General features: G+C 54.4%; 15 protein-coding genes. 5 read left to right on the top strand and 10 right to left on the bottom strand.

Translation table 11 applies throughout. The annotated features are described in order from the left end of the window. Positions 1-153 precede the first annotated feature (153 nt). Positions 154-1575 (top strand): glutamine synthetase family protein, encoded by a 1422-nt coding sequence (locus tag KTE_RS40405; protein WP_201391984.1) that lies wholly within the window; start codon positions 154-156, stop codon positions 1573-1575. A gap of 402 nt (positions 1576-1977) precedes the next feature. Here the strand turns inward: KTE_RS40405 and leuD are convergent, their stop codons facing one another. Together leuD and leuC are read right to left on the bottom strand one after the other, a co-directional pair. Further along, positions 1978-2595: a 3-isopropylmalate dehydratase small subunit gene (gene leuD, locus KTE_RS40400; RefSeq protein WP_201375984.1), complete on the bottom strand. Its 618-nt coding sequence runs from the start codon at positions 2593-2595 to the stop codon at positions 1978-1980. A 22-nt stretch (positions 2596-2617) separates the two neighbouring features. After that, entirely contained in the window at positions 2618-4051 is a 1434-nt protein-coding gene (leuC, locus tag KTE_RS40395) for a 3-isopropylmalate dehydratase large subunit (protein WP_201391982.1), read from the bottom strand. A gap of 301 nt (positions 4052-4352) precedes the next feature. Between leuC and KTE_RS40390 the strand changes: the two genes are divergently transcribed. Continuing rightward, positions 4353-5252: a LysR family transcriptional regulator gene (locus tag KTE_RS40390; RefSeq protein WP_201391981.1), complete on the top strand. Its 900-nt coding sequence runs from the start codon at positions 4353-4355 to the stop codon at positions 5250-5252. Positions 5253-5345: 93 nt separating this feature from the next. On the opposite strand, the gene KTE_RS40385 is transcribed toward KTE_RS40390, so the two are convergent. The 4 genes from KTE_RS40385 to KTE_RS40370 form a co-directional block, all read right to left on the bottom strand. Further along, positions 5346-6812, bottom strand: a complete 1467-nt coding sequence (locus KTE_RS40385) for a S41 family peptidase (protein ID WP_201391979.1) — start codon at positions 6810-6812, stop codon at positions 5346-5348. A gap of 53 nt (positions 6813-6865) precedes the next feature. After that, positions 6866-7477 (bottom strand): hypothetical protein, encoded by a 612-nt coding sequence (locus KTE_RS40380; RefSeq protein WP_201391968.1) that lies wholly within the window; start codon positions 7475-7477, stop codon positions 6866-6868. Between the two features lie 64 nt (positions 7478-7541). Then, positions 7542-10067 carry an ABC transporter permease gene (locus KTE_RS40375; RefSeq protein WP_201391966.1) on the bottom strand — a complete coding sequence of 842 codons (2526 nt, stop codon included), beginning with the start codon at positions 10065-10067 and terminating at the stop codon, positions 7542-7544. Beyond that, on the bottom strand, positions 10064-10831 hold the full coding sequence (locus KTE_RS40370; RefSeq protein ID WP_201391964.1) for an ABC transporter ATP-binding protein: 768 nt from the start codon (positions 10829-10831) through the stop codon (positions 10064-10066). The genes KTE_RS40375 and KTE_RS40370 overlap by 4 nt, the downstream gene beginning before the upstream one ends. A gap of 297 nt (positions 10832-11128) precedes the next feature. Here KTE_RS40370 and KTE_RS40365 point away from each other — a divergent pair, with 297 nt between their 5' ends. Continuing rightward, a complete protein-coding gene (locus KTE_RS40365) occupies positions 11129-12493 on the top strand; it encodes a sensor histidine kinase (RefSeq protein ID WP_201391962.1) in 1365 nt (454 codons plus the stop codon). Next, positions 12474-13142, top strand: a complete 669-nt coding sequence (locus KTE_RS40360; RefSeq protein ID WP_201391960.1) for a response regulator transcription factor — start codon at positions 12474-12476, stop codon at positions 13140-13142. The genes KTE_RS40365 and KTE_RS40360 overlap by 20 nt, the downstream gene beginning before the upstream one ends. Positions 13143-13984: 842 nt before the next feature. On the opposite strand, the gene KTE_RS40355 is transcribed toward KTE_RS40360, so the two are convergent. Then, positions 13985-14731 carry a YqjF family protein gene (locus KTE_RS40355; protein ID WP_201391957.1) on the bottom strand — a complete coding sequence of 249 codons (747 nt, stop codon included), beginning with the start codon at positions 14729-14731 and terminating at the stop codon, positions 13985-13987. A 308-nt stretch (positions 14732-15039) separates the two neighbouring features. Here KTE_RS40355 and KTE_RS40350 point away from each other — a divergent pair, with 308 nt between their 5' ends. Beyond that, positions 15040-16596 carry a serine/threonine-protein kinase gene (locus tag KTE_RS40350; RefSeq protein WP_201391955.1) on the top strand — a complete coding sequence of 519 codons (1557 nt, stop codon included), beginning with the start codon at positions 15040-15042 and terminating at the stop codon, positions 16594-16596. Positions 16597-16645: 49 nt separating this feature from the next. Here the strand turns inward: KTE_RS40350 and KTE_RS40345 are convergent, their stop codons facing one another. The 3 genes from KTE_RS40345 to KTE_RS40335 form a co-directional block, all read right to left on the bottom strand. After that, positions 16646-17572, bottom strand: a complete 927-nt coding sequence (locus KTE_RS40345; RefSeq protein WP_201391953.1) for a carbohydrate ABC transporter permease — start codon at positions 17570-17572, stop codon at positions 16646-16648. Further along, a complete protein-coding gene (locus tag KTE_RS40340) occupies positions 17569-18480 on the bottom strand; it encodes a carbohydrate ABC transporter permease (RefSeq protein WP_201391951.1) in 912 nt (303 codons plus the stop codon). The genes KTE_RS40345 and KTE_RS40340 overlap by 4 nt, the downstream gene beginning before the upstream one ends. Before the next feature lie 93 nt (positions 18481-18573). Then, positions 18574-19977: an ABC transporter substrate-binding protein gene (locus tag KTE_RS40335; RefSeq protein ID WP_201391949.1), complete on the bottom strand. Its 1404-nt coding sequence runs from the start codon at positions 19975-19977 to the stop codon at positions 18574-18576. Positions 19978-20084: the final 107 nt, after the last annotated feature.

Below are 20084 nucleotides of genomic sequence, written 5' to 3'. Positions count from 1 at the left end.
TGCAGCTATGCTAGCCTATCATTCATGAACTTGATGCTACCTCCAGGATTTTTACTATCATGATGTTGTTCCATGTAATGTGCACATTCTGCTCTTAGATTGTGCTAAACCTCTTATTTTCGTCTCCTGTCAGAAATCCAAGAATGGAAAAACATGAACGATCTTTTTTTGGCACTTCCTTATGATGAGCTTGAAGAGTTAAACATTGGCGCGAGGGAAAAGCGCGACACGGTTCCAGTGGAGGAACAGGAGCGCGAATACCGCTCTTATCTGGAGAAGGAAAAGCGCATTAGAGCAGTGACGCTCTGCTTCTCGGACCTGGAAGGGCGCTTCCACATGTTAGATTATGACAAGAAGTTTCTCTTAGAATCGGCAGATAATCTGACATTTGATGGTTCATCTATCCGAGGATTTACGGCTCAGCATGAATCAGATTTGCGTATCAAGCCTGATTGGAGCAGTTTTTTCTGGTTACCAACCGATCTTTTTGGACCTGGCAAAGTCATTATGTTTGCCAATATTTTAACGCGCGAAGGTGGTCAGTATGCCTCTGATTTCCGTGGTTTATTGCAGAACTTCACGCGAGATCTCAAGGCACAAGAGGGTTTAAGCGCACTCGTAGCGGCAGAGGTTGAGGGATTTATGTTAGCGGGGCGGAACGCGGAGCAGAATTTTGATGAGAAGGATGGTTTTCAACTGCTCTCCACGAGTGGTTATTTCCATTCGTTGCCGCGTGACCCGCTACGTCAATTTATCGATGAGGCTTCGGTGGTCCAGCGAGCTATGGGTTTTAAGAATGAGAAAGACCACCCTGAAGTGGCTCCATCCCAGTTTGAAATGAACTTTTCCTATGGAGAAGCCTTGCGTGTGGCCGACCTGATTCAGCTCTACAAATTGCTCTGTCGCCAGGTTGCTAGCAACCTGGGCATGACTGCATGCTTTCTGCCAAAGCCTGTTATGGGTATTAACGGTAGTGGTATGCATATCAATATGTCTATGGCGAAAAACGGGGAGAATCTTTTCTACGATAAAGCGGGAAAAGAGCGATTATCGACCTTTGCGCATGATTTTATTTCCCGTACGCTTAACCATGCACAAGAGATCTGCCTGGTCTTGAACGCGAGTGTCAATGCATATCGTCGGCTAGATCCACATTTTGAAGCGCCGAATCAGATCAAGGTCTCGGCGATAGACCGGGGTTCAATGATACGTATTCCGGTGGGCAACGAAAGGACCGCGCGTATAGAGGTCCGTTCTGTTGGTCCAGATGCCAATCCCTACCTGCTCCTCTATGTTCTTTTCAAAACGGGGCTACATGGCGAGCTTTCATCGGTATCTGCTACGGGGCATGAGCCAGCGAGCCTGTTGCCTGGTACCATTCAAGAGGCGATAGCGCTTTTTGAGTCTGGCGATTTCGTGAAAAAGATCCTGGGTAAGGAGAATATCGAGAAATATCTGGCTTGCAAAAAACAGGTAGCCAGTCGCAGCCCCAGTGATCTGGGGACGTTGGTAAAGACATCTGAAGTCACCTATCATCATGAGATTACCAACCAGGGATTATGGAATAAATTCTAAGCCCCGCATTGAGTGTGCACTTGCACAAATCGCTAAAACGAGGTAGGCCATTCCATCGACGCACGGAATGGAGAATGCCGAGTAGACGAGAGGCGTTGCAGCCTCCAAGCGCTGAGTAGCCCCAGGAGGCATTGCAGCCTCCAAGCCCCTCTAGAAGCTGTAGAGAGTATAGCATTAAGCGTCGTCCCCACCTCATCATCCCCCTACGTTATCGGTCTCATTCTGAAAAGAGCTTTATGTGGTGTGTAGGGTCCATGCTGGCATGGACTCAAGGCTCACAGGCAGGGAGACATCCAGGGTGGAAAGGTCGCTGCGCTCGGAGTTTATGCCAGCATAGACCCTACAGGCGGCTTTTCTTGTCAATGTACTACACACGACCTGAATTCACCGATTAGCTTCTCTCTACGCAAATTGCCAGGGGGTGACCTGGGCGCGTTGGCGCTCGTACGCGGCGATCTTGTCCTGCATATGCAGGGTGCGGCCTACGGCATCCAGTCCCAGCAGGAGAGCCTCTTTACGGTAACTGTCGATCTCGAAACGTAGTACACGGCCTTCAGGCGTCGTGACTGTTTGCTCCGCGAGATCGATGTGTAGGGTATAGCCCTCAGTGGTGTTGACCTCCTCGAAGAGCGACTGTACGGTCTCGGCATCTAAGGTGATGGGCAAGATGCCGATGTTCAGGCAGTTGTTATAGAAGATATCGGCGAAGCTGGGGGCGATGATGGCGCAAAAGCCATACTCGGCTAAGGCCCAGGGGGCATGCTCGCGTGAGGAGCCACAGCCAAAGTTCTCGCGTGTGACCAGGACGCTGGCGCCCTGGTAGCGTGGCATATTTAGCTCAAAGCTGGGATTAGGCTCTTTGGTGGTCTCGTTCGCGTAGCGCCAGTGTGAGAACAGGCCCTCGGCAAAGCCGGTGCGCGCCACAGAGGTCAGATACTGCGCGGGAATGATGGCGTCAGTATCGACGTTGGCGCGGTCCAGGGGCATAACGATGCCGGTATGTTCGGTAAATGCTTGCATTGAATAGTGCTCCTCTCCGCTCTTATTCCCAGGTGCGAATATCGACAAAATGGCCCGCAATCGCCGCCGCGGCAGCCATGGCGGGGCTGACCAGGTGAGTGCGCCCGCCCTTGCCCTGGCGACCTTCAAAGTTTCGATTCGAGGTGCTGGCACAGCGCTCTTCCGGTGCCAGGCGGTCGCCGTTCATGGCGATACACATGCTGCATCCGGGTTCGCGCCACTCAAAGCCCGCCTCGGTAAAGATCGTATTGAGTCCCTCTTCCTCGGCCTGCCGTTTGACCAGGCCACTGCCGGGAACAACCATGGCATGGACGTGGTCAGCCACCTTCTTGCCTTTGACCATGGAGGCAGCGATGCGCAGGTCTTCCAGGCGGCTATTGGTGCAGCTACCAATGAAGACGCGATCTAGCTTGATTTCCTCGATAGGCGTGCCAGGCTCCAGGCCCATGTAATCCAGGGCGCGGCGTGCGATGGCGGGATCTGAGAAAGCCTCTGGTTCAGGGACAATACCAGTGACGGGTGCAACCATGGCGGGGGTTGTGCCCCACGTAACCTGGGGAGCCATTTCCTCGGTGGTCAGGGCGATCTGTTTATCGTATGTGGCGCCGGCATCGGTCTTGAGGCTATTCCAATAAACAATGGCCTTCTCCCAGGCTTCACCCTTGGGAGCGAAGGGACGGCCCTGCAAATAGTTGAACGTCGTCTCGTCGGGCGCTACTACACCCATGCGCGCTCCGGCCTCAATCGCCATATTGCAGAGGGTCATACGGCCCTCCATCGAGAGCGAGCGAATGGCGGAACCGGTAAACTCGATGCAGTAGCCAGTACCAGCGCCGGTGCCGATCTTGCCAATGATGAAGAGTGCCAGGTCCTTGGCGGTACAGCCAGCGGGAATAGGGCCTTCGACGCGGACCTCCATAGCCTTGGGACGGCTCTGGCGCAGGCACTGGCTGGCGAGCACATGCTCGACCTCGCTGGTGCCAATACCAAAGGCCAGGGCGCCAAATGCACCATGGGTCGCGGTATGGCTATCGCCACAGACAATTGTCATGCCTGGGAGGGTAATGCCCTGCTCCGGCGCGGTCACATGGACGATGCCATTGCGCGCATCATCCACACCAAAGAAATTGATGCCGGCTTCTTTCGCGTTCTGCTCAAACGTCTGAATCTGGAGCGCGGCCTTGGCATCCACGACCGGGACGCTGCTGCGTTTGCCCTGTACCTGTACTGGCGTAGTAGGAATACTGTGATCGACCACGCCAAAGGTCGCATCTGGACGACGCACGCGCCGGCTGGCCTGCCATAACGCCGCGAAAGATTGGGGCGAGGTCACCTCGTGGACGAGATGGCGGTCAATATAGAGGAGCGTACCCTGCCCGGGTTCTTCGCTGATCGCGTGTGCTTCCCAGATCTTTTCGAAGAGTGTGCGTGGATGGGAGGATGTAGCCTGATCCATAGCAAAATACCTCTTTCTTAGCGTTACGTTTATCTTCTGATCCGAAAACCCTGAGCGCGCGGCCGCTGTGCCCCCGAATGGGGGTGCCACCGCTTGCCCCCGAATGGGGGTTAGGTGGTCCCCGAATGGGAGGGAGCGCTCGTCACGCCAGTGACGTTGCCGTGTCCCCGAATGGGGAGGTTTCGGAATAAGATCATAGTCAGGTCTTTACGGAACAGTATAATGCCGTTATACTGATATGTCTAATACCTATTTTTTAGGTTTGTGATGCTTCCTTGTTATCAAGCCTTGAAGGAAAAGCATGGAACTGCGCCAATTAACCTATTTTTTGACTGCGGCCCAGACGCAGAATTTTCGCAAGGCAGCTGAGTTATGCCTGGTGGCCCAGCCAGCGCTCAGCCGCCAGATTGCGGCCCTGGAAGAGGAGTTGGGCATTGCGCTCTTTCGCCGGGTGAAGCAGCGTGTGGTGCTTACGACCGCCGGTCAGGAGTTTGCCAGCTATGTCAAGAATGCCCTTGATACCTTACAGCAGGGACAATTTGCCATGTCGCGCTTGCAACAGGGCCAGAGCGGAACGCTGCTCATCGGGTGTAATGAATCGCTGGCAACGGCGGTCCTGCCCGAGGTCTTCGCGCGCTTTCGCGTCTCTTATCCCGATGTGCGCCTGAAGGTCAGCGTCAACCGTACTGACGAGGTGATCGCGTTGGTGGAGACGGGCGAGGTCGATGTGGGCCTGATCTTTGATCCCGATGTGCGTTCAGAGATCGTTGTGTTGCGTGAACTCTTTCGCCAGCAACTCCAGGTACTGGTGGCCTCCTCGCATCCACTTGCGCGCCTGGAGCCACACCAGGTCACCTTGCAGCGCATCCTGCAAGAGCCGCTGATCTTATTGGATGAGTCAGCCAGGCTGCGCAAAGTGCTCGACCGCATCTTATTGCAGCGTGGCTTTAGCATCTCGCCCAGCGTGGAAATCAGCTCAGTGGAGGCGCTGAAAGAACTGGTGCGTCATGGAAGCGGAGTGACGCTGATCTCGCCCGCCCTCATGCGTTCCGCCCACCACGAGGGGCTAACCCTGCTTTCTATCGCCGATTTGCAGGAGGAGTTTATCTACGCGCTGGTCTACCGACGTTTCGGTACCATTCCCCTGCTGGCGCGTCAGTTTATCGATATCGTGGTGCAAACCGAGGCGCCAGTAGAATAACAGCCTTACCGTTTTGTGTCGGCAGCCCAGAGCACCCAGGATATGAGCACAAGCTGTATGATACCGACTCACTGACTCGAACCTGAGACTTTGCTAGAGATCCTGAAGCGCTTTCTCAAGGACAATATCATGACCAGCGGCCAGGTCTGCCGATGTAGGATGCACTTCATCGTCAGGCGGCACGCCAATGCCATCGACGGTCTCTCCAGCAGGCCCTTGCATAAATGCAACCGGCAACACTATTACGCCCCCATCGTCGAGCAAGAATCCACTGGACGGTCCAGAGACCGCTCCCGCCGTCCTTTCCCCCACCAGGTGCCCCAGATGGAGGTCATGAATATCTGCGGCGGTAGCATCGCAGGCAGATGCGCAGCCTCGATCAATCAAAGCAAACAACCGGACGTGGAATAATGGTATACTGTCATCTGTTCTCTGATCTGTGCGTTGCCCCTGTTTGTCGACAAAGGAAGCAATAACCTGGTTATGGACAAACATGCTGATAACACGCCTCTGTTCCCCTACATCTCCACCTCCGTTCCCGCGTAAATCGAGGATCACACCCTTGAGTTGCGCTCCGGCCTGTTGCACGGCGCGGTTGATCTGCTCATATACACCTCTCCTAAACTGGGTGAAGTGCACATATAGGATGTTTCCAGGCAGCATGCGTGTGGAGACGAGAGGAGCGGCTGGATAAGCGGCAGGAGCCAGGCTCACATGTATCGTGCTAGCCGCACCCGGATGCTGTATCTGTAATTGGACCGGCACCGAACGCGAGATCTGGCTTATTACCTCCGGTGCTGGCTGTTGATTGATAAAAGGAGGAAAGCCGTTGATCGTGACGATGGTATCGCCGGGTCGCAATCTAGCCTGCTCCGCCGGGCTACCGGGATCAACACTGCGAATATAGAGCGGAGGCGAGCTTTGCGTGAGCTGGTTGGGATTATAGAAAGGGAGGTGAATGCCCAGCCCTGTTTGCGTGCCAGGTGGAGAGGACTCGGCGCCATTAGTATCGTCCGTTTGGGCAGGCATGTAATGAGCGTGATCATCATGCAAGCCGTCCACCATCCCCACAATCGCCGCCGCCACGAGTTCTTGTTGGTTCAACGACAGATGAGCTGTCATCGTCGTATAGGTCCGCTCAAATGCCTGCCAGTCCGCCTGGCGATCACCAGTTAGCGCGGGCAAGACGGCGCCGCGCTGGTCTTGATGGTGTTGAACAAGGTAGTTGACCATACCGCTCATCGCGTGCTGGAGCAGGCTCCGGGGATCGAGAGCTGTTGGATAAGTATCGAGAATACAGTTATATGCCTGTTTTATGGTATGTATACTACTGGAGGCCGGGTTTTCGACTGGCTGGGATTGCGTGCTGCACGATGAACTTCCTGACACGATGGGAGGAGCCGCCCTCCAGGTGAGATACAGAAAACTTGCCGCGACCAGCCCCACCACAATCGCGAGACGCACCAGTCTGGTACGATCCTGCCGCCACCACTGCTTCTCAGGGAGAGACACCTTTGTCTCTCCCTGGGCAAGCGCTGGTTTTTCGCTTACTTTGTTCATAAGTATCTTCTCTCCTTACTATGAGACCAGTTCTCTCAAGACTTCTTTCCTTGTTAAGATCTAAGGAATGCCACCATTATGTTCATATTCATATCATCCTGATTCATTCCGCGAATAGTCTGGTCTGCCTGTTGCTGTGTTAACACATGCTGTTGTACCAGTGTTGCATGAGCCTGTTGAATCGCTGTAGCCTCTATCGTATGGAGTTGGTCCTGTGAAATCCCCTGTGTCTGGGCAAGGTCGTTCAACCATTTTGTCACCTGGGGTGAAGAGATCTCCACTCCTACATGACCACCAGGAGTTTGCGTTGCAAGAACGGTAGAGCGGAAGTTGCCCTGTACCTGCTGCTCAGTCATATGCATTCCCTGAGCAAACTGCGCTCTCAGGATTTGCCCGTACACAGCTGGGTAGTTCTCCCAGGGAGCCTCGCGGCTGCTATTGCTGCCCCCTTTTTTGCCTGTGCTTCCATTGTTTTGTGTTCTGCTCGGAGAGGCGCTGTTTGTTGTGTACACCCGCCAGGCACCCACGAACACAGCACCCAGGATGACGATCACGCCCAGCAGAATGAGAACAGGCATAAGGCGCAGGCCTGTCTGCCGCTGCGGCTTTTGTTGCAATAGCTCTGCTATTTTTCCTTCTTTTGCTTGTTCTTCATCATTCAGCATATCTTCAATCCTTCCATTTCTTCATCAAACTTCATTCGACCTTGAATGGTGCTGCTGATGTATGTTATTCATAGCGCAGTGCTTCGGCGGGTAAGATGCCGGAAGCGCGTTGAGCGGGAACGACGGTGCACACGAAAGATACCAGGCAGCAGCCCAGCAAGATGCCAAGCGTGGGAAGCACCGGGATGGCGAACCCTTTTGAGGTAGCGTAGGCAATCTCTGAGACCAGCCACCAGGCCAGCGCCGTGCCGATGACCAGGCTCAATAGCACGACAAAACCTGTCTCCAGCAAGAACGAGCGCCGCACCAGTACGCGTGAGAAGCCCAGGGCGCGCAGCATGCCAATCTGTTGACGCCGCTCCACAACGGCCCGGCTGGCGATCACTCCGATGATCAGCGCCCCAAAGACCATCCCGGTGATCAGGTACACGACTAAAAACCGGGTGATACTCGTTGTGTAGGCATTTTGCGTTGCCGCAAGCTGTACGGCAGATGACTGAGAAGTATCTACTGCCTGCTGTCCGACCCCAAGGTTGTTGGTGATGATGAGGATGACCAGGAACAGCACCAGGCTGAGGAGAGAGATGGCGACTCCGGTACGGAAGCGAAACGTCAGCGGATACGCCATGCTGGGACGGCTGATTGGTGCCAGACCGCGTACCTGCCGGATGATCAGATGCAAAGCACTTGCCAGGCTATCGCTGTTCACCATGACCAGCACCACCATGCCAACAAGTGGCACAAGTATACTGAGCAGTACGTTGGGCAGGAAATCTGAGAGCTCGAACTGGTCCGGTGGCGGCGTGGAGGTAAAAATGAAGAGAAGCACTCTGGTTCCTGCCTGAAGGCCATACACCAGCCAGCCCAGACCGATCAGCGTTCCACCAAGCCAGCGGCCCAGGTCTGCCGGGAGATGGAAGGCGTTGCACAGCCAGATGAGAAGCAGCCCGGCGCCACCAATCAGCACGACAATGCCCAGATTTCCCAGCCAGCTCGCGCTCGGACTCTGCCCCAGGTACAGAGCCAGGACCCCTACTAGCAGGCAAAGTGGGCCACGCACCACAAGCGCCCAGAGCAAACGCAGGACGGCAATGCCGCGTCGTGTCATCGTTGGCGTGCCTGTCAGTTCGCCCAGAAGCTCCTTGAGATTGGTGTGCATGGGAAGATCGTCCAGATTGCGGATCGCCATTACAATGCTGCTATAGCCGATCCGCATGGCTGCCAGATAGGTCGCCACAAGCGTCGTCAGCACGCCAAGGCCGATCACGGTCAGCGCGCTTTGCCAGCTTACCCAGAGATGGAGTGGCACATTTGTGGATCTGAAGTTCAGGGAGGGTAAGTTGGAGAATGTGAGTAATTCCAGTCCCAGGACGCCCATACCAAGCAGCACTCCAGGGACGGCAGCCAGCAAGCTATAGCCGCAGCACTCGATCAGCAAGGTCTGGATCAGGTGATAGCGTTGCAAGCCGACCGCCCGCGCTATGCCCAGTTCCACCCGTCGATCTGCCGCGAGGAACAGACACAACAACACCAGCAGTAGTATGCCCGCACTGGCCAGCAAGCCCGTAAAGACGGGCAGTAGCAGGTTAAATTGCCGCGCGGCTGACGATTCTATGAAATTACTTTTCCCAGCCACTGGATTCCAGCGCGCCTCCTCTACCCGCCCAGGGTTAAGTGGATGAATAAGCGTACTCTGAAAAGATGTGGGAGTAGGGGCATGCGTATCGGTCGGAGTGTGAAAAAACTGCTCTAAGAAGCTGAGAACGGTCTGGCTCTTCCCCGGACCACCAACGTTTTTGATACAGATGGTGTTTGGGGGCAGAGATTGATGGGCAGATTGCAGGTTAAATTGCTGGAGCGTCGCCAGAGGGAGGATTATTTCTGGATAGGACGCATCGACAGCGAGTTCGCCACCAGTCACCACTGGATCATTCGAGAGGACAGCCCGCACGGTCATATCGAACGGCGCGTTCTGCCCATTGAGTGTAATCTGTAACCGATCACCCGGTTTGATATCCAATGACGCTGCGGCTGAATGGCTGAGCAACACTTCGTTGGGACGAAGATCCATGATGGACACGGGATGTCCCTGGTTATCGCTCAGAGTACCATAGACCTGGTCAAAGTCAGGTGGTACTGCCAGGATATACTGATCCGTCTGGGTAATGCCAGCTCGTTGCGCATGAAATTTCGCCGCGAGAGGATTGAAGTAGACCGCTGTGGCTGCCTGTACTGCCGCTTGTTGCCGAATGTGCGTGAGGGCGCTCTGCACCTGATCTTGCGTAAAGGGGCCGGTGACAGACTCATCGAGGTCACCAACTTTTGTCAGACGATCAGCCACGATTGAGTGAGAGAAGCTATCTTGCAATCCAAATGAGGCGGTAAGAAAAGCGAAAAAGAACATCAGGCCGCAGAGCATGATGAGCGTCTGCGCGCGATGACGCAGAATATTGCGCACTCCCATCCGCCACAGCAGCGGATTATTGATGCTCAGACCCACAAGAACCAGCAGGACGCCTCCTACCAGAACGGCAAGCAGCAGGGCCTGTGTTGTTGGGGTGAAGCCAGACAGGGTCAGCGACGTATTCATCGTTGTGCCCCTTTCTCCTCGAATGTGCCGACGCTTGCTTGCGCCCCAACGGGGATATCTTCTCTAATCAGGCCATCAGCCATAGTAATCATCCGACTGGCCTGGCGAGCGATATCGAGCGCGTGCGTGACCCAGACAAAGGTCAGGCCCAACTCACGATTGAGGGTGAGCATCAAATCAATAATTTCCTGGCTGGTCGTGCTATCAAGCGCGCCCGTAGGCTCATCTGCCCACACAATCGAGGGGGTTGTTGCCAGCGCCCGCGCAATCGCAAAACGCTGACGCTGCCCCCCACTCATCTCCGCCGGGCGATGACTGGCCCAGTCACGCAGGCCAACCTGCTCAATGCTTGCCAGCGCACGGGTACGGGCCTCCCTGGAAGAGACGCCACTGACTAGCAGTGGCAATTCTACATTCTCCAATCCAGTGAGCACCGGCAGTAAGTTATAGGTCTGAAAAACAAAGCCCATCTCGCGGGCGCGGAAGAGGGTGAGATGACGATCTGACAGGTTGCGAATATCCTGATTCGCAATGCTGATGGTTCCTTTCGTGACCCGATCCAATCCGCTCAGACAATTGAGCAGTGTGGTCTTGCCACAGCCACTCGGCCCCATAATGGCGACAACTTCCTTGCGATGGATACGCAGTGTCACCCCCTGTAAGGCCTTCACCACGACCTTGCCAGTATCGTAGTGTTTGTGAACATCAAGAGCCTCGATAATGATGTCTTCCTGGTGTGTATCGTTAGATCGCACCAATTCCATGTCTGGATACCTCCTTCTGAGAATCATTTGCTCAGGGCAATAGCCTGCCCTGGGCACAAGTGTAGCCAGAAGTGAAAGACAACGCTATCGAGAAACTCTGCACTTTGCCCTCGTCAAAGCCTGTAGCGAGATGGTGCAGAGAGATGCAGTAGACACATGCAGACACGTGCAAGAACATTTGCTGGAATTGACGTAGTGCCCAGAAGCCACTCATGCTATACTTGAGTAAAGCTTCTCTGCATTTCTGAAACCCGCCCCGAAAGGCGAACCTTGCAAGCACGAAGAGCGAGGAACACGATGACAAATATGCTCTTTCATCTCTTTAGCAAAAAAGAGGGGAAGAAGCCGGAGCAACAAGATCAACAGAAAAGGTCGCTGAATTGGTTTCTTTTCTTCTGGCTTGGCTTTATCTATGTACAATATATGCTGCCGCGCGTAGTGTCTCTGTTGCAAAAAGTGGATGAAAAACCTTCATCTGTTCCCTTTGTTGAAGATCTCTTCCAAAAAGATAGCAGAAGCGCCATCCTTCTTGCCCTTTTTGTTTTTACGCTCTTGATGGCGTTTCATAGTAGTCTGCACTGGTCAGTTCTGTTTAGAAATATCAAGCGGCCCTATTTGTGGCTCTATTTCCCGCTCCAGATCGTGTGCATCTGGTTTATCTACCTTATGACCGATGGGGTAAGGGGGTCAGATGACGTCCTTCTGGGATTGTGCCTTATGCTGGCTATTGAGGCTATTATTCTGTTCAAACGGATATCTCTGATCATTGTGGCAGCAGCAGGATGCCTGCTTTTTTACCTCGCTATTCAAGGGTTAAATCTGCTTATCATTACGCAACGGGACCTCCCTGTGGTACCCAAACTGGTCGGGGTACTCACGGAAAGTTCAGCCCTCATTCCGTTCGTCTGTGCCAGCGTCATTCTCTATATCCAACAAACCAGGGCTCACCAGAGAGATCAGAAACTCTTGCGCGAATTGGAGGCGGCGCATATTCAGCTCGAAGACTATGCGGCACGCGTCCAGGATCTGACGTTGACCACAGAGAGACAACGGATGGCCCGCGAACTGCACGACACGCTGGCCCAGGGGCTGGTTGGCCTGACGATGCAACTGGAGACCATAGACTCGCTCTTGATCAGACAGCGTTGCGAGCAGGCGCGAACCATCGTCCAGCAGGCGATGACACGTTCGCGGGCCACGATCACCAGTGCGCGATCCGCGATCACAGATCTGCGGACAGAGCTATCTACGACGCGTGATATACTCGTTGCCATTGAGGCAGAAGCGGAACATTTCACGATGGCGACCGGTATCCCTTGTCCCTGTTCTCTGGAAACAAGGCTCCCAGATGCGTATTATGAACATCTGTTACGTATGGTCAGCGAGGGGCTGACCAACATCGCCCGCCACGCCCAGGCCAACCAGGCCTGGATAAGGGCAAGCGTCGAGAATGAAGCGATCACGCTTGAAATAGGTGATAATGGGGTTGGCTTTGAGCCAGCAAAGATCACAACAGGTCACTATGGGCTGCTGGGATTGCGTGAGCGGGCACGCCTGATGAATGGTCAGCTGCTGATGAGCAGCAAGCCTGGCAAGGGAACGACGGTCCGCCTCTGTCTTCCCCTGCAGAGAGGAGGCGAAGATGAACGAAAAGCAGGATGATATTCGTGTCGTTGTGGTTGACGACCATCTCGTCGTGCGAGAGGGGCTGCGGATGATGTTGGAAATCGCCGGTGAAGGCTTTATCCTGGTTGGTGATGCGGCGGATGGGGCAGCAGCTCTGTGCGTGATAGAGGAACTTCAGCCTGACGTTGTGTTGATGGATCTGCGGATGCCTGGCATGGATGGTCTGGAGGCGATCACTCAGATACGGGAGCGCTGGCCACACATCGCCATCGTCATTCTGACGACCTACAATGAAGACGATTTGATGCTGCGCGGGCTGCGGGCAGGCGCATGCGGGTACCTGCTCAAGGATACCGACCGTGAGACCTTGTTTCATGCTATTCGCGCGGCGGCTCGTGGTGATCTGCTCCTCCAGCCAGAGATCATGGCACGTATTCTGGCCCGCACCACAGATGCACCTCATTCGACACCTTCAAGCTCTCAAGCAGAGGAGTTGACCGAGCGAGAGTGTGAAGTATTAGAGGCCGTAGCACGTGGCGAACGAAGCAAAGAGATCGCGTCTCGGCTTGGGATCAGTTTACGCACCGTTGGATCACATCTCACGAGTATTTACAGCAAGCTCGGCGTCGATTCGCGCGCCTCGGCAGTGGCTACTGGCATTGAGCGCGGTCTGCTTTCGCGATAACACAAAGTGTACGGATAGGTAGGGACTTACGTCCTTTCCCCCCGTCCAAACGCAGCAGGCGAGTTTCCCCGCACTGCGCTTTCCAGTACTCGACATGACCTATTCGGCCCTTGCGTATGAGGTGGTGGATTTGGGTTGCCCCCGTGAAGAGCACCAGTTTGAGCACAGCACAACCTGTTGCATGGCATCCCCCACTCTGCTGGAGAACATGATGCCACTACTCCAACCGTCATCTGCTTTCCTCACTGCATCCATTCTTCCTCTCGTCAAGCGTCTTTCCCTGGCGGACCTTCACCATGTCCTCGCCATTACAGCGTGGCGTTCGGTTACTATGCCGCCTCCGCCCTCTCTGCCGCACGCTAGCATTCTCGCGTCTCTGTCGAGTAAAGCGGTTTGAGAGTTCCCCCATTCCAAGTAAAGAAGTTCTAGTGACCCTTAGCTCGCCTCCTATACGCCGGGCGGACTTCGGAGCAATTCCAGCCATAATTTACACATAGCCGGACAGCCGCCATCCCATTTTGGGTCGGGTGTGTCAGCCATTTCACCCGTCTTATCTAACGACGCTTCGGACGAAGGTTTCTCTCGTCGGCATAGGTCACAGGGTTCGGTCTTGGGTCCTTTCGGCTAGGATCACAAGCTCCTTTGTCAGCGGGCTTCACACCTAAAGCCTTGCTGAGGCTTTACGCATGCCGCTCAACCCTTATGCCATTACTCAAGCATATCTCTTTTGAGAAACTCCTTTACCCGTGAAAGGGCGCACGTAAATGTGATAATTAAGTGGGCAGATTGTTAAAAAATACGAGAATAATACTCTGAGTATATCCCATAATTTGGCTGTCTTTTTATTTCACGCGTTGCAGCGGCCAGATCAGGACCTTGAGCTGGTGCGAGTAGTGCAGGAGTGGCTGTGTGTCGGGAAGGGTGATCCCATGTGCCTGGGCCATGGTGTTGACCCCACTCTCTAGCTCGGCCTGCCAGAGGGGCCAGCGCATATGGTGAATATCGCCGCGATAGAGATGACGCCGCTTATCCAGAGCATACAGACAGTAGCGCTCGGTAAACCACTCCTCGACGGAGCCGGGTCGGGCGGGCGCCTCTTGTGGTAGAGGGCGATAGCGCGCCTGGTAATCAACGGTTGGGGCACCACGATGGGTTCGATGGCTGGAATAGATGGTCATATCCTGTTCATGCGCGACCCGCATCTGGGCGTTAAAGTAAGGAAGATGAAAGAAGGTCCGCGCACTGGCAACGGCTATTGGGCTACTCGCATCCAGGCTGAAGAAATAGACTCCGGGAATGCCCTGCGCTCGTACATAGGTGCGCACATTAAGCTCAACTGTCGCGGAAAGACCAGGAACCTCAGGGAGAGTGCGCAGACGAATATGAGCCATGGTAAAAGGCACCACACCGATCCAGCATTCATCCTCATAAGTGTCCAGTTCCAACTCTGGCGGAATAAGAGGACGTAACTGAGCAGGCTTGATGGGCCAGTGCGAGAAGAGCAGATCATTCCAGGTCTGAGTCATAATCCAGCGCGTTTTAGGCAAGGGATAGGGGCGGTGAGCAATATTCTCAAGTAGTGGTTGCATAGGCACATCAACCTCTTCACTAAACACGTTCTTACATTCTCCGTACCATGATATGTAGACGCGTGCTTGAGCAGCGTCGGGGCACACCCTCTGGCTTCTCCACATCGCGCTAGTTCTCACCACTACTATAGCGTGCTTTTACGTGCAAAGACAAATCGCTGCCACCCATTCGGCAATCTCTGGCGAGACCCGGGAGAAATTGGCAGGCCTCTTGCTATTTCGAAGAAGGTCACTATAATAGACCGTAGCATCATAGTATTGATAATTATGCATGCACTTATTTTTTCTTTATTGTATAGGTAGTTTGTATGCCGCAAGAGAAGATCCAGCTTAATGGATATGAAATCACAGAGACTGTATTTCGAGGCCACTATAGTACCCTCTACCGAGGAGCGGCGCGTAATGACAAGCGTCCAGTCTTCATTAGAAACTGGCCCATGGCGCATATTGCTTCAGAACGTAAGCAACAGCGCTTACAGGATGAAGTCGAGAAACTAAAAAGCCTCAACGAACATCCTCATATCCTGGATACTTATGAGCTGGTTATCGGAGAGCAGGGCATGGCTCTGGTATCAGAGGCCGCACAGCAGGATTCGCTCCAGGCTCGGCTTGCGGATACCTCGAGGGCGCCCTTTGCGCAAGAAGAGGCCTTCGCCATCATTGAGCAGATTGGGAGCGCCCTGGTTGCCGCGCATGCGCAAGGTGTAGTCCACGCCAACGTCACGCCCGAGACTATCTACTTTCGCCAGGAGGGTGAGGCGGCACTGACCGATTTTCGCCTGCGGAATATGATTGGGGCCATTAGCGATTATCATGCCTATATCGAGGAAGCCGTTCCGCGCAGCTTATATATGGCCCCTGAGCAGTTTGATGGGCGTGTCAGCCAGGCGGTTGATCAATACGCCCTGGCTTGCCTCGCGTATATGTTGCTTACAGGGCGCGCTCCATTTGCTGGAACAGCGCGCGCCACCCTTTTACAGAAGCACAAAAATGAGATGCCTGTCCCCCCTTCGCGCGTACGGCCGAATCTTCCAGCCTCGGTTGACCCGGCTTTGCTGCGTGCTTTGGAGAAAGAACCTTCACGTCGCTTTCCCGATGTTCAATCCTTTCTGGCCGCGCTCAAAGGCGAGGATAGAGAGGCGCCTCTTATTCTTCCCACAGCAACGGCTGGCTCGCCGGAGGAGCCAACCCAGGAGTTTGCGGCTCTCCCCACTGTAACCCGGGAGACCAGTCCTGCTCTGGCTCATAATATTGGCGACAATCACGAAAAAAAGTTAAGCAAGAAAAAGGTGTTGCTCTCGGTGCTACTTCCTCTGCTTGCCTTGCTGGTCATCGTGACTACCATTCTTGCCCTACCACGTCCCGCTCTTCCACCACTCCTGCAAGCGGTCCAGATAAGTGTCGTGGGGACAAGCGCTCCAACCCCAACGCCCGTCATCACGCGGGGTGTGGCGCCAACTCCTACAGTCCAGCCCAGCCCGACGCTTCGCTCCTTGCCAACTGCCAGGCCAACCTCGATCCCAAAGCCTGCCCCAACCCCCACGGCTCAGCCTGTGCAGACCACTCCGACCCAGATAGCTCAAGGTCAGGGAAACGTCTCGCCTATCTTTGAATGCGTGCAGCCACATGGCAACAAATATGATGCCTACTTTGGCTATAACAATTCAGGCTCAAGTACAGTCACTATTCCTCAGGGAAGCATTAATATGCTTATACCAGGACAATATGATGGCTCCCAGCCGACGGTCTTTAATCCGGGTCGCCAGTACCATGTTTTTCGCGTCACCTTCTCCAATGGTGAGATAGTGATGTGGGCGCTGAATTATAAAATGGCGACCGGCAGTCAGTATGGTCCAGGTTGTTGAAAGCTGGACCATACTGACTGCCGGTCGCGGGTCGGAGTATTAGAGATGGCTAGCCCTTGACGGAGCCTGCCAGGATGCCACGCACAAAGTAGCGTTGCATCGAGAAGAAGACGACCAGGGGCAGGGCCATTGAGATGAAGGCCGCCGCGGTCAGCACTTGATAGTTATTGCCATAGGTGTTGACCAGGTTGGCGATGATCAAGGTCATCGGTGCGTTCTGGGGGTTACCTCCCAGGAAGATCAATGAGATCAGCAGATCGTTCCAGACCCACATAAACTGGAAGATGGCCAGTGAGGCCAGTGCCGGCACCGAGAGTGGAAGAATGATGTTCCAGAAGATGCGCACATGCGAGGCCCCATCGATATGCGCCGACTCCATCAGGTCGCTTGGCAGTGCCGCGAAGAAGTTGCGCAGCAGGTAGATGGAGAACGGTAGACCAAAGGCGGTATGTGCCAGCCAGACGGCGGCATACTGGCCGTTGAGTCCCAACATGGTATAGAGACCCAGGACGGGAACCAGGGCAATTTGCAGCGGAATAATCTGGAGCGCGACAATCCCCAGGAAGATCCAGTTCCGTAATGGGAACTTCATCCAGGCGAAGGCATACGCGGTGATGGCTCCAATGAGGAGCGGGAAAATCGTGCCGGGAACGGCGATGATAATGCTATTGAGAAAGGCACGCCCAAAGCCCTGGGCCTGGATCACATCCATATAGTTCTGGATGGTAAACTGCCAGGGCGGAACAAGGCCTGTCCACCAGCCAGTCGTATTAATCAGGTCGGGTGGACGGAAGGAACTGACAAAGAGACCAAAGGTAGGGACCGACCAGAGGAGGCCAATTGCGACGACCAGGGCAGCCACGAGTCCACTGCTGACACTACGTGCCAGCAAGTGTCCCAGCTTTGAACGCTCAGGCTTTGGCTCCTTCAGCACCGGAGCTGAAGTGACGACCTGTTCTGTGTTTGTCGTGCTCATCGTAACGCCTCCTCCTCCCGTATTCTGCGCACGTTAATATACATCACGGGAATAACCGTTATTAGTAGCAGAACCGCCAGGGCGCTTGCCAGGCCATAGTTGTTAAACTGGAACAATTGATTATAGAACTCCATGGCTACCACATCGGTGTGGAAGTTGCCGCCAGTCATAATATAGACCACGTCAAAGATCTTAAGGATGCTGATGATCATGGTTGTCAGGACGACCACCAGGGTCGACTGGATCATCGGAACCATCACACGCCAGAAGAGCGTAAAACGGTTCGCGCCATCGATCTTTGCCGCCTCCAGGATCTCATCTGGAATGCCTTTCAAGGCCGCCGAGATGATGACCATACAGAAACCGGTCCACATCCAGGTATAGACGAGAATCAACATAAAGTTGCTGAGCGTGGAGTCCTGCAACCAGGCGTGAGGCTGGCCGCCAAAGAAGGTGACCACGGCGTTGAGCAGTCCCGTTTGTGGCTGATCGGCGGGATCAAACTTATACACAAAGCGCCAGATAACGCCAGCCGCGACGAACGAGATAGCCATAGGCAGGAAGAGCGCCGATTTCACAACGCTCTCAATTTTGACGCGATCTACCAGGACCGCAATGAGCAGGCCCAGCCCAACCGTTAAGATGGTTGCCAGCACGAGCCAGAGCAGGTTATTTTTGATGACCTCCAGGAAGGCTGGATTGGTAAATACCTGCTGATAGTTTCTCAGGCCCACAAAGGTGGTTGAGGTACTATTGTAAAAGCTCAGAAGAAGCGTATTGAACAACGGATACAGGAAGAACGTGATCTCCAGGATGAGGGCGGGTGTGATCCAGACCAGCGCCCACCAGTAATTGGAGCTACGCGTTCTCCTTGTACGTGGAGATGTTGTGACTTGCTGTGTTGCCATACCCTGTATCCCTTATCTGTGGTAGGTGGGTGTGCCCTGGCAATCTGCGGCTGCTAGGGCACACCCACCTATCACCTACCAACCAACCACGTCTTAGGACTGGTATGCCTGTTGAGCGGAGCTTTCAAGTGTGCTGAGAATGCTATCCAGCGACTTGGGATCGCTGACATAGGAGACAATACCTTTCCAGAAGGCGGTTTGTAGTGCTCCAGGAACCAGGTCGCCCGCGCTCAGGCGTACGGCTGAGGCATTGATCATCTGTTGCGCAGCCTTGCTCGCGATAGCATTCGGATAATCGCTCGGCTGGACGGCCTTGTTGACCGAGGTCGCGCCACCACGTTTGACCCAGATGGTCTGTGCCTCCGTGCTCGAAATGTACTCCAGAAGCTGGCGTGTACCATCGTTATCCTTGAAGGCCGCGATAATATCGGCGCCACCGATCACGTTGCCTTTGTACTTGTCCTCAATGCTGGGGAAGTCAAAGAAGGTGTAATCGGTACCAGCCTTCAGCTTCTTATACTGGGATTGGATAAATCCGGCGGTAAAGTCGCCCAGGAAATACATGTATGCCTTGGGCGGGGTCGCGAAAGGCTGATAGGACGCGTCCTGGAAGTTTGTGGCCAGGATAGCCTGGGGCGCGCCATTGATATAGTGCTTGCCCTGCACAATGCTGCCAAACATCTGGAAGGCATCCTTGACGCTGGGATGCGTCCAGGGAATCTTATGGCTCGTCCACTGGTCAAACATGTCCGGGCCGTACTTTTTGATGTAGATCGTTGAGACCCAGTCGGTTCCAGGCCAGCCGCTGGAGGCCGCGCTCTCGATACCCATCGCCCAGGGATATTTGCCGGCGTTGGCGATCTTGTCGGAGACCGCGATCAGGTCATTCCAGGTCTGGGGAACGGAGCCGCCAACATCCTGGAAGTTTTTGGGGCTATACCAGACGGTCCCTTTAGTATTGGCTTTGGGAAGGACGCCATAGAGCCCGCCCTGATAAGACGCCAGGTCGATCCAGGCCTTGCTATAGTTCTGCTGGATCTTGCTCATATCAAAAAACGTGTCTAGTTTGACCAGTTTACCCTGGCTGGCATACTGCTGGAACTGGGGAATACCCGGCATACCAGCGGCATCGGGGGGATTATTGCCCCGCAGACGTGTCGAAAGGACGGCGTTGACGTCACGTGTAGACTCGATGTTGACGGTGATATTACTTTTCTTGGTAAAGGCCGAGGTAATGGCCTTGAAGGAGTCCAACTCCTCGCCACTAACCTGCGTCAATACATCGATGCTCTTCACTTTGCTGGGTGAGCCGCTATTTGCGCCATTGCCAGCCGGAACGCCACCGCAGGCAGCCAGCAGGGCCGATGCGGCACTGACGCTCAGTCCTGCCGCCGTGGCTTTCTGCAAAAACTCGCGGCGTGGCATGCTGCGGGTGGTAGTGTAATCCTCTACGAGTTGATCGATATCCTTACGTTTCTGACGATCAAAGATAAACATGAGACCCCTCCTTGCGCTTCTCTGCGCGTAATAGTTCATACATAGAAAACGAATTAAACCCAACAGATAGATTCAAATTAGCCATAGAGGTGGTGAGTAGAGGCATT

The sequence above is a fragment of the Ktedonobacter sp. SOSP1-85 genome, assembly GCF_016587415.1.
GTDB lineage: Bacteria > Chloroflexota > Ktedonobacteria > Ktedonobacterales > Ktedonobacteraceae > Ktedonobacter.
Note: the sequence above shows the minus strand (reverse complement) of the source record. Positions and strands in the feature narration are given on the sequence as shown.

What these genes read in the sequence shown, in the direction of transcription:
- KTE_RS40405 (WP_201391984.1), top strand. Translation starts at nt 154, where the DNA reads ATGAACGATCTTTTTTTGGCACTTCCTTATGATGAGCTTGAAGAGTTA.
- leuD (WP_201375984.1), bottom strand. Translation starts at nt 2,595, where the DNA reads ATGCAAGCATTTACCGAACATACCGGCATCGTTATGCCCCTGGACCGC.
- leuC (WP_201391982.1), bottom strand. Translation starts at nt 4,051, where the DNA reads ATGGATCAGGCTACATCCTCCCATCCACGCACACTCTTCGAAAAGATC.
- KTE_RS40390 (WP_201391981.1), top strand. Translation starts at nt 4,353, where the DNA reads ATGGAACTGCGCCAATTAACCTATTTTTTGACTGCGGCCCAGACGCAG.
- KTE_RS40385 (WP_201391979.1), bottom strand. Translation starts at nt 6,812, where the DNA reads ATGAACAAAGTAAGCGAAAAACCAGCGCTTGCCCAGGGAGAGACAAAG.
- KTE_RS40380 (WP_201391968.1), bottom strand. Translation starts at nt 7,477, where the DNA reads ATGCTGAATGATGAAGAACAAGCAAAAGAAGGAAAAATAGCAGAGCTA.
- KTE_RS40375 (WP_201391966.1), bottom strand. Translation starts at nt 10,067, where the DNA reads ATGAATACGTCGCTGACCCTGTCTGGCTTCACCCCAACAACACAGGCC.
- KTE_RS40370 (WP_201391964.1), bottom strand. Translation starts at nt 10,831, where the DNA reads ATGGAATTGGTGCGATCTAACGATACACACCAGGAAGACATCATTATC.
- KTE_RS40365 (WP_201391962.1), top strand. Translation starts at nt 11,129, where the DNA reads ATGACAAATATGCTCTTTCATCTCTTTAGCAAAAAAGAGGGGAAGAAG.
- KTE_RS40360 (WP_201391960.1), top strand. Translation starts at nt 12,474, where the DNA reads ATGAACGAAAAGCAGGATGATATTCGTGTCGTTGTGGTTGACGACCAT.
- KTE_RS40355 (WP_201391957.1), bottom strand. Translation starts at nt 14,731, where the DNA reads ATGCAACCACTACTTGAGAATATTGCTCACCGCCCCTATCCCTTGCCT.
- KTE_RS40350 (WP_201391955.1), top strand. Translation starts at nt 15,040, where the DNA reads ATGCCGCAAGAGAAGATCCAGCTTAATGGATATGAAATCACAGAGACT.
- KTE_RS40345 (WP_201391953.1), bottom strand. Translation starts at nt 17,572, where the DNA reads ATGAGCACGACAAACACAGAACAGGTCGTCACTTCAGCTCCGGTGCTG.
- KTE_RS40340 (WP_201391951.1), bottom strand. Translation starts at nt 18,480, where the DNA reads ATGGCAACACAGCAAGTCACAACATCTCCACGTACAAGGAGAACGCGT.
- KTE_RS40335 (WP_201391949.1), bottom strand. Translation starts at nt 19,977, where the DNA reads ATGTTTATCTTTGATCGTCAGAAACGTAAGGATATCGATCAACTCGTA.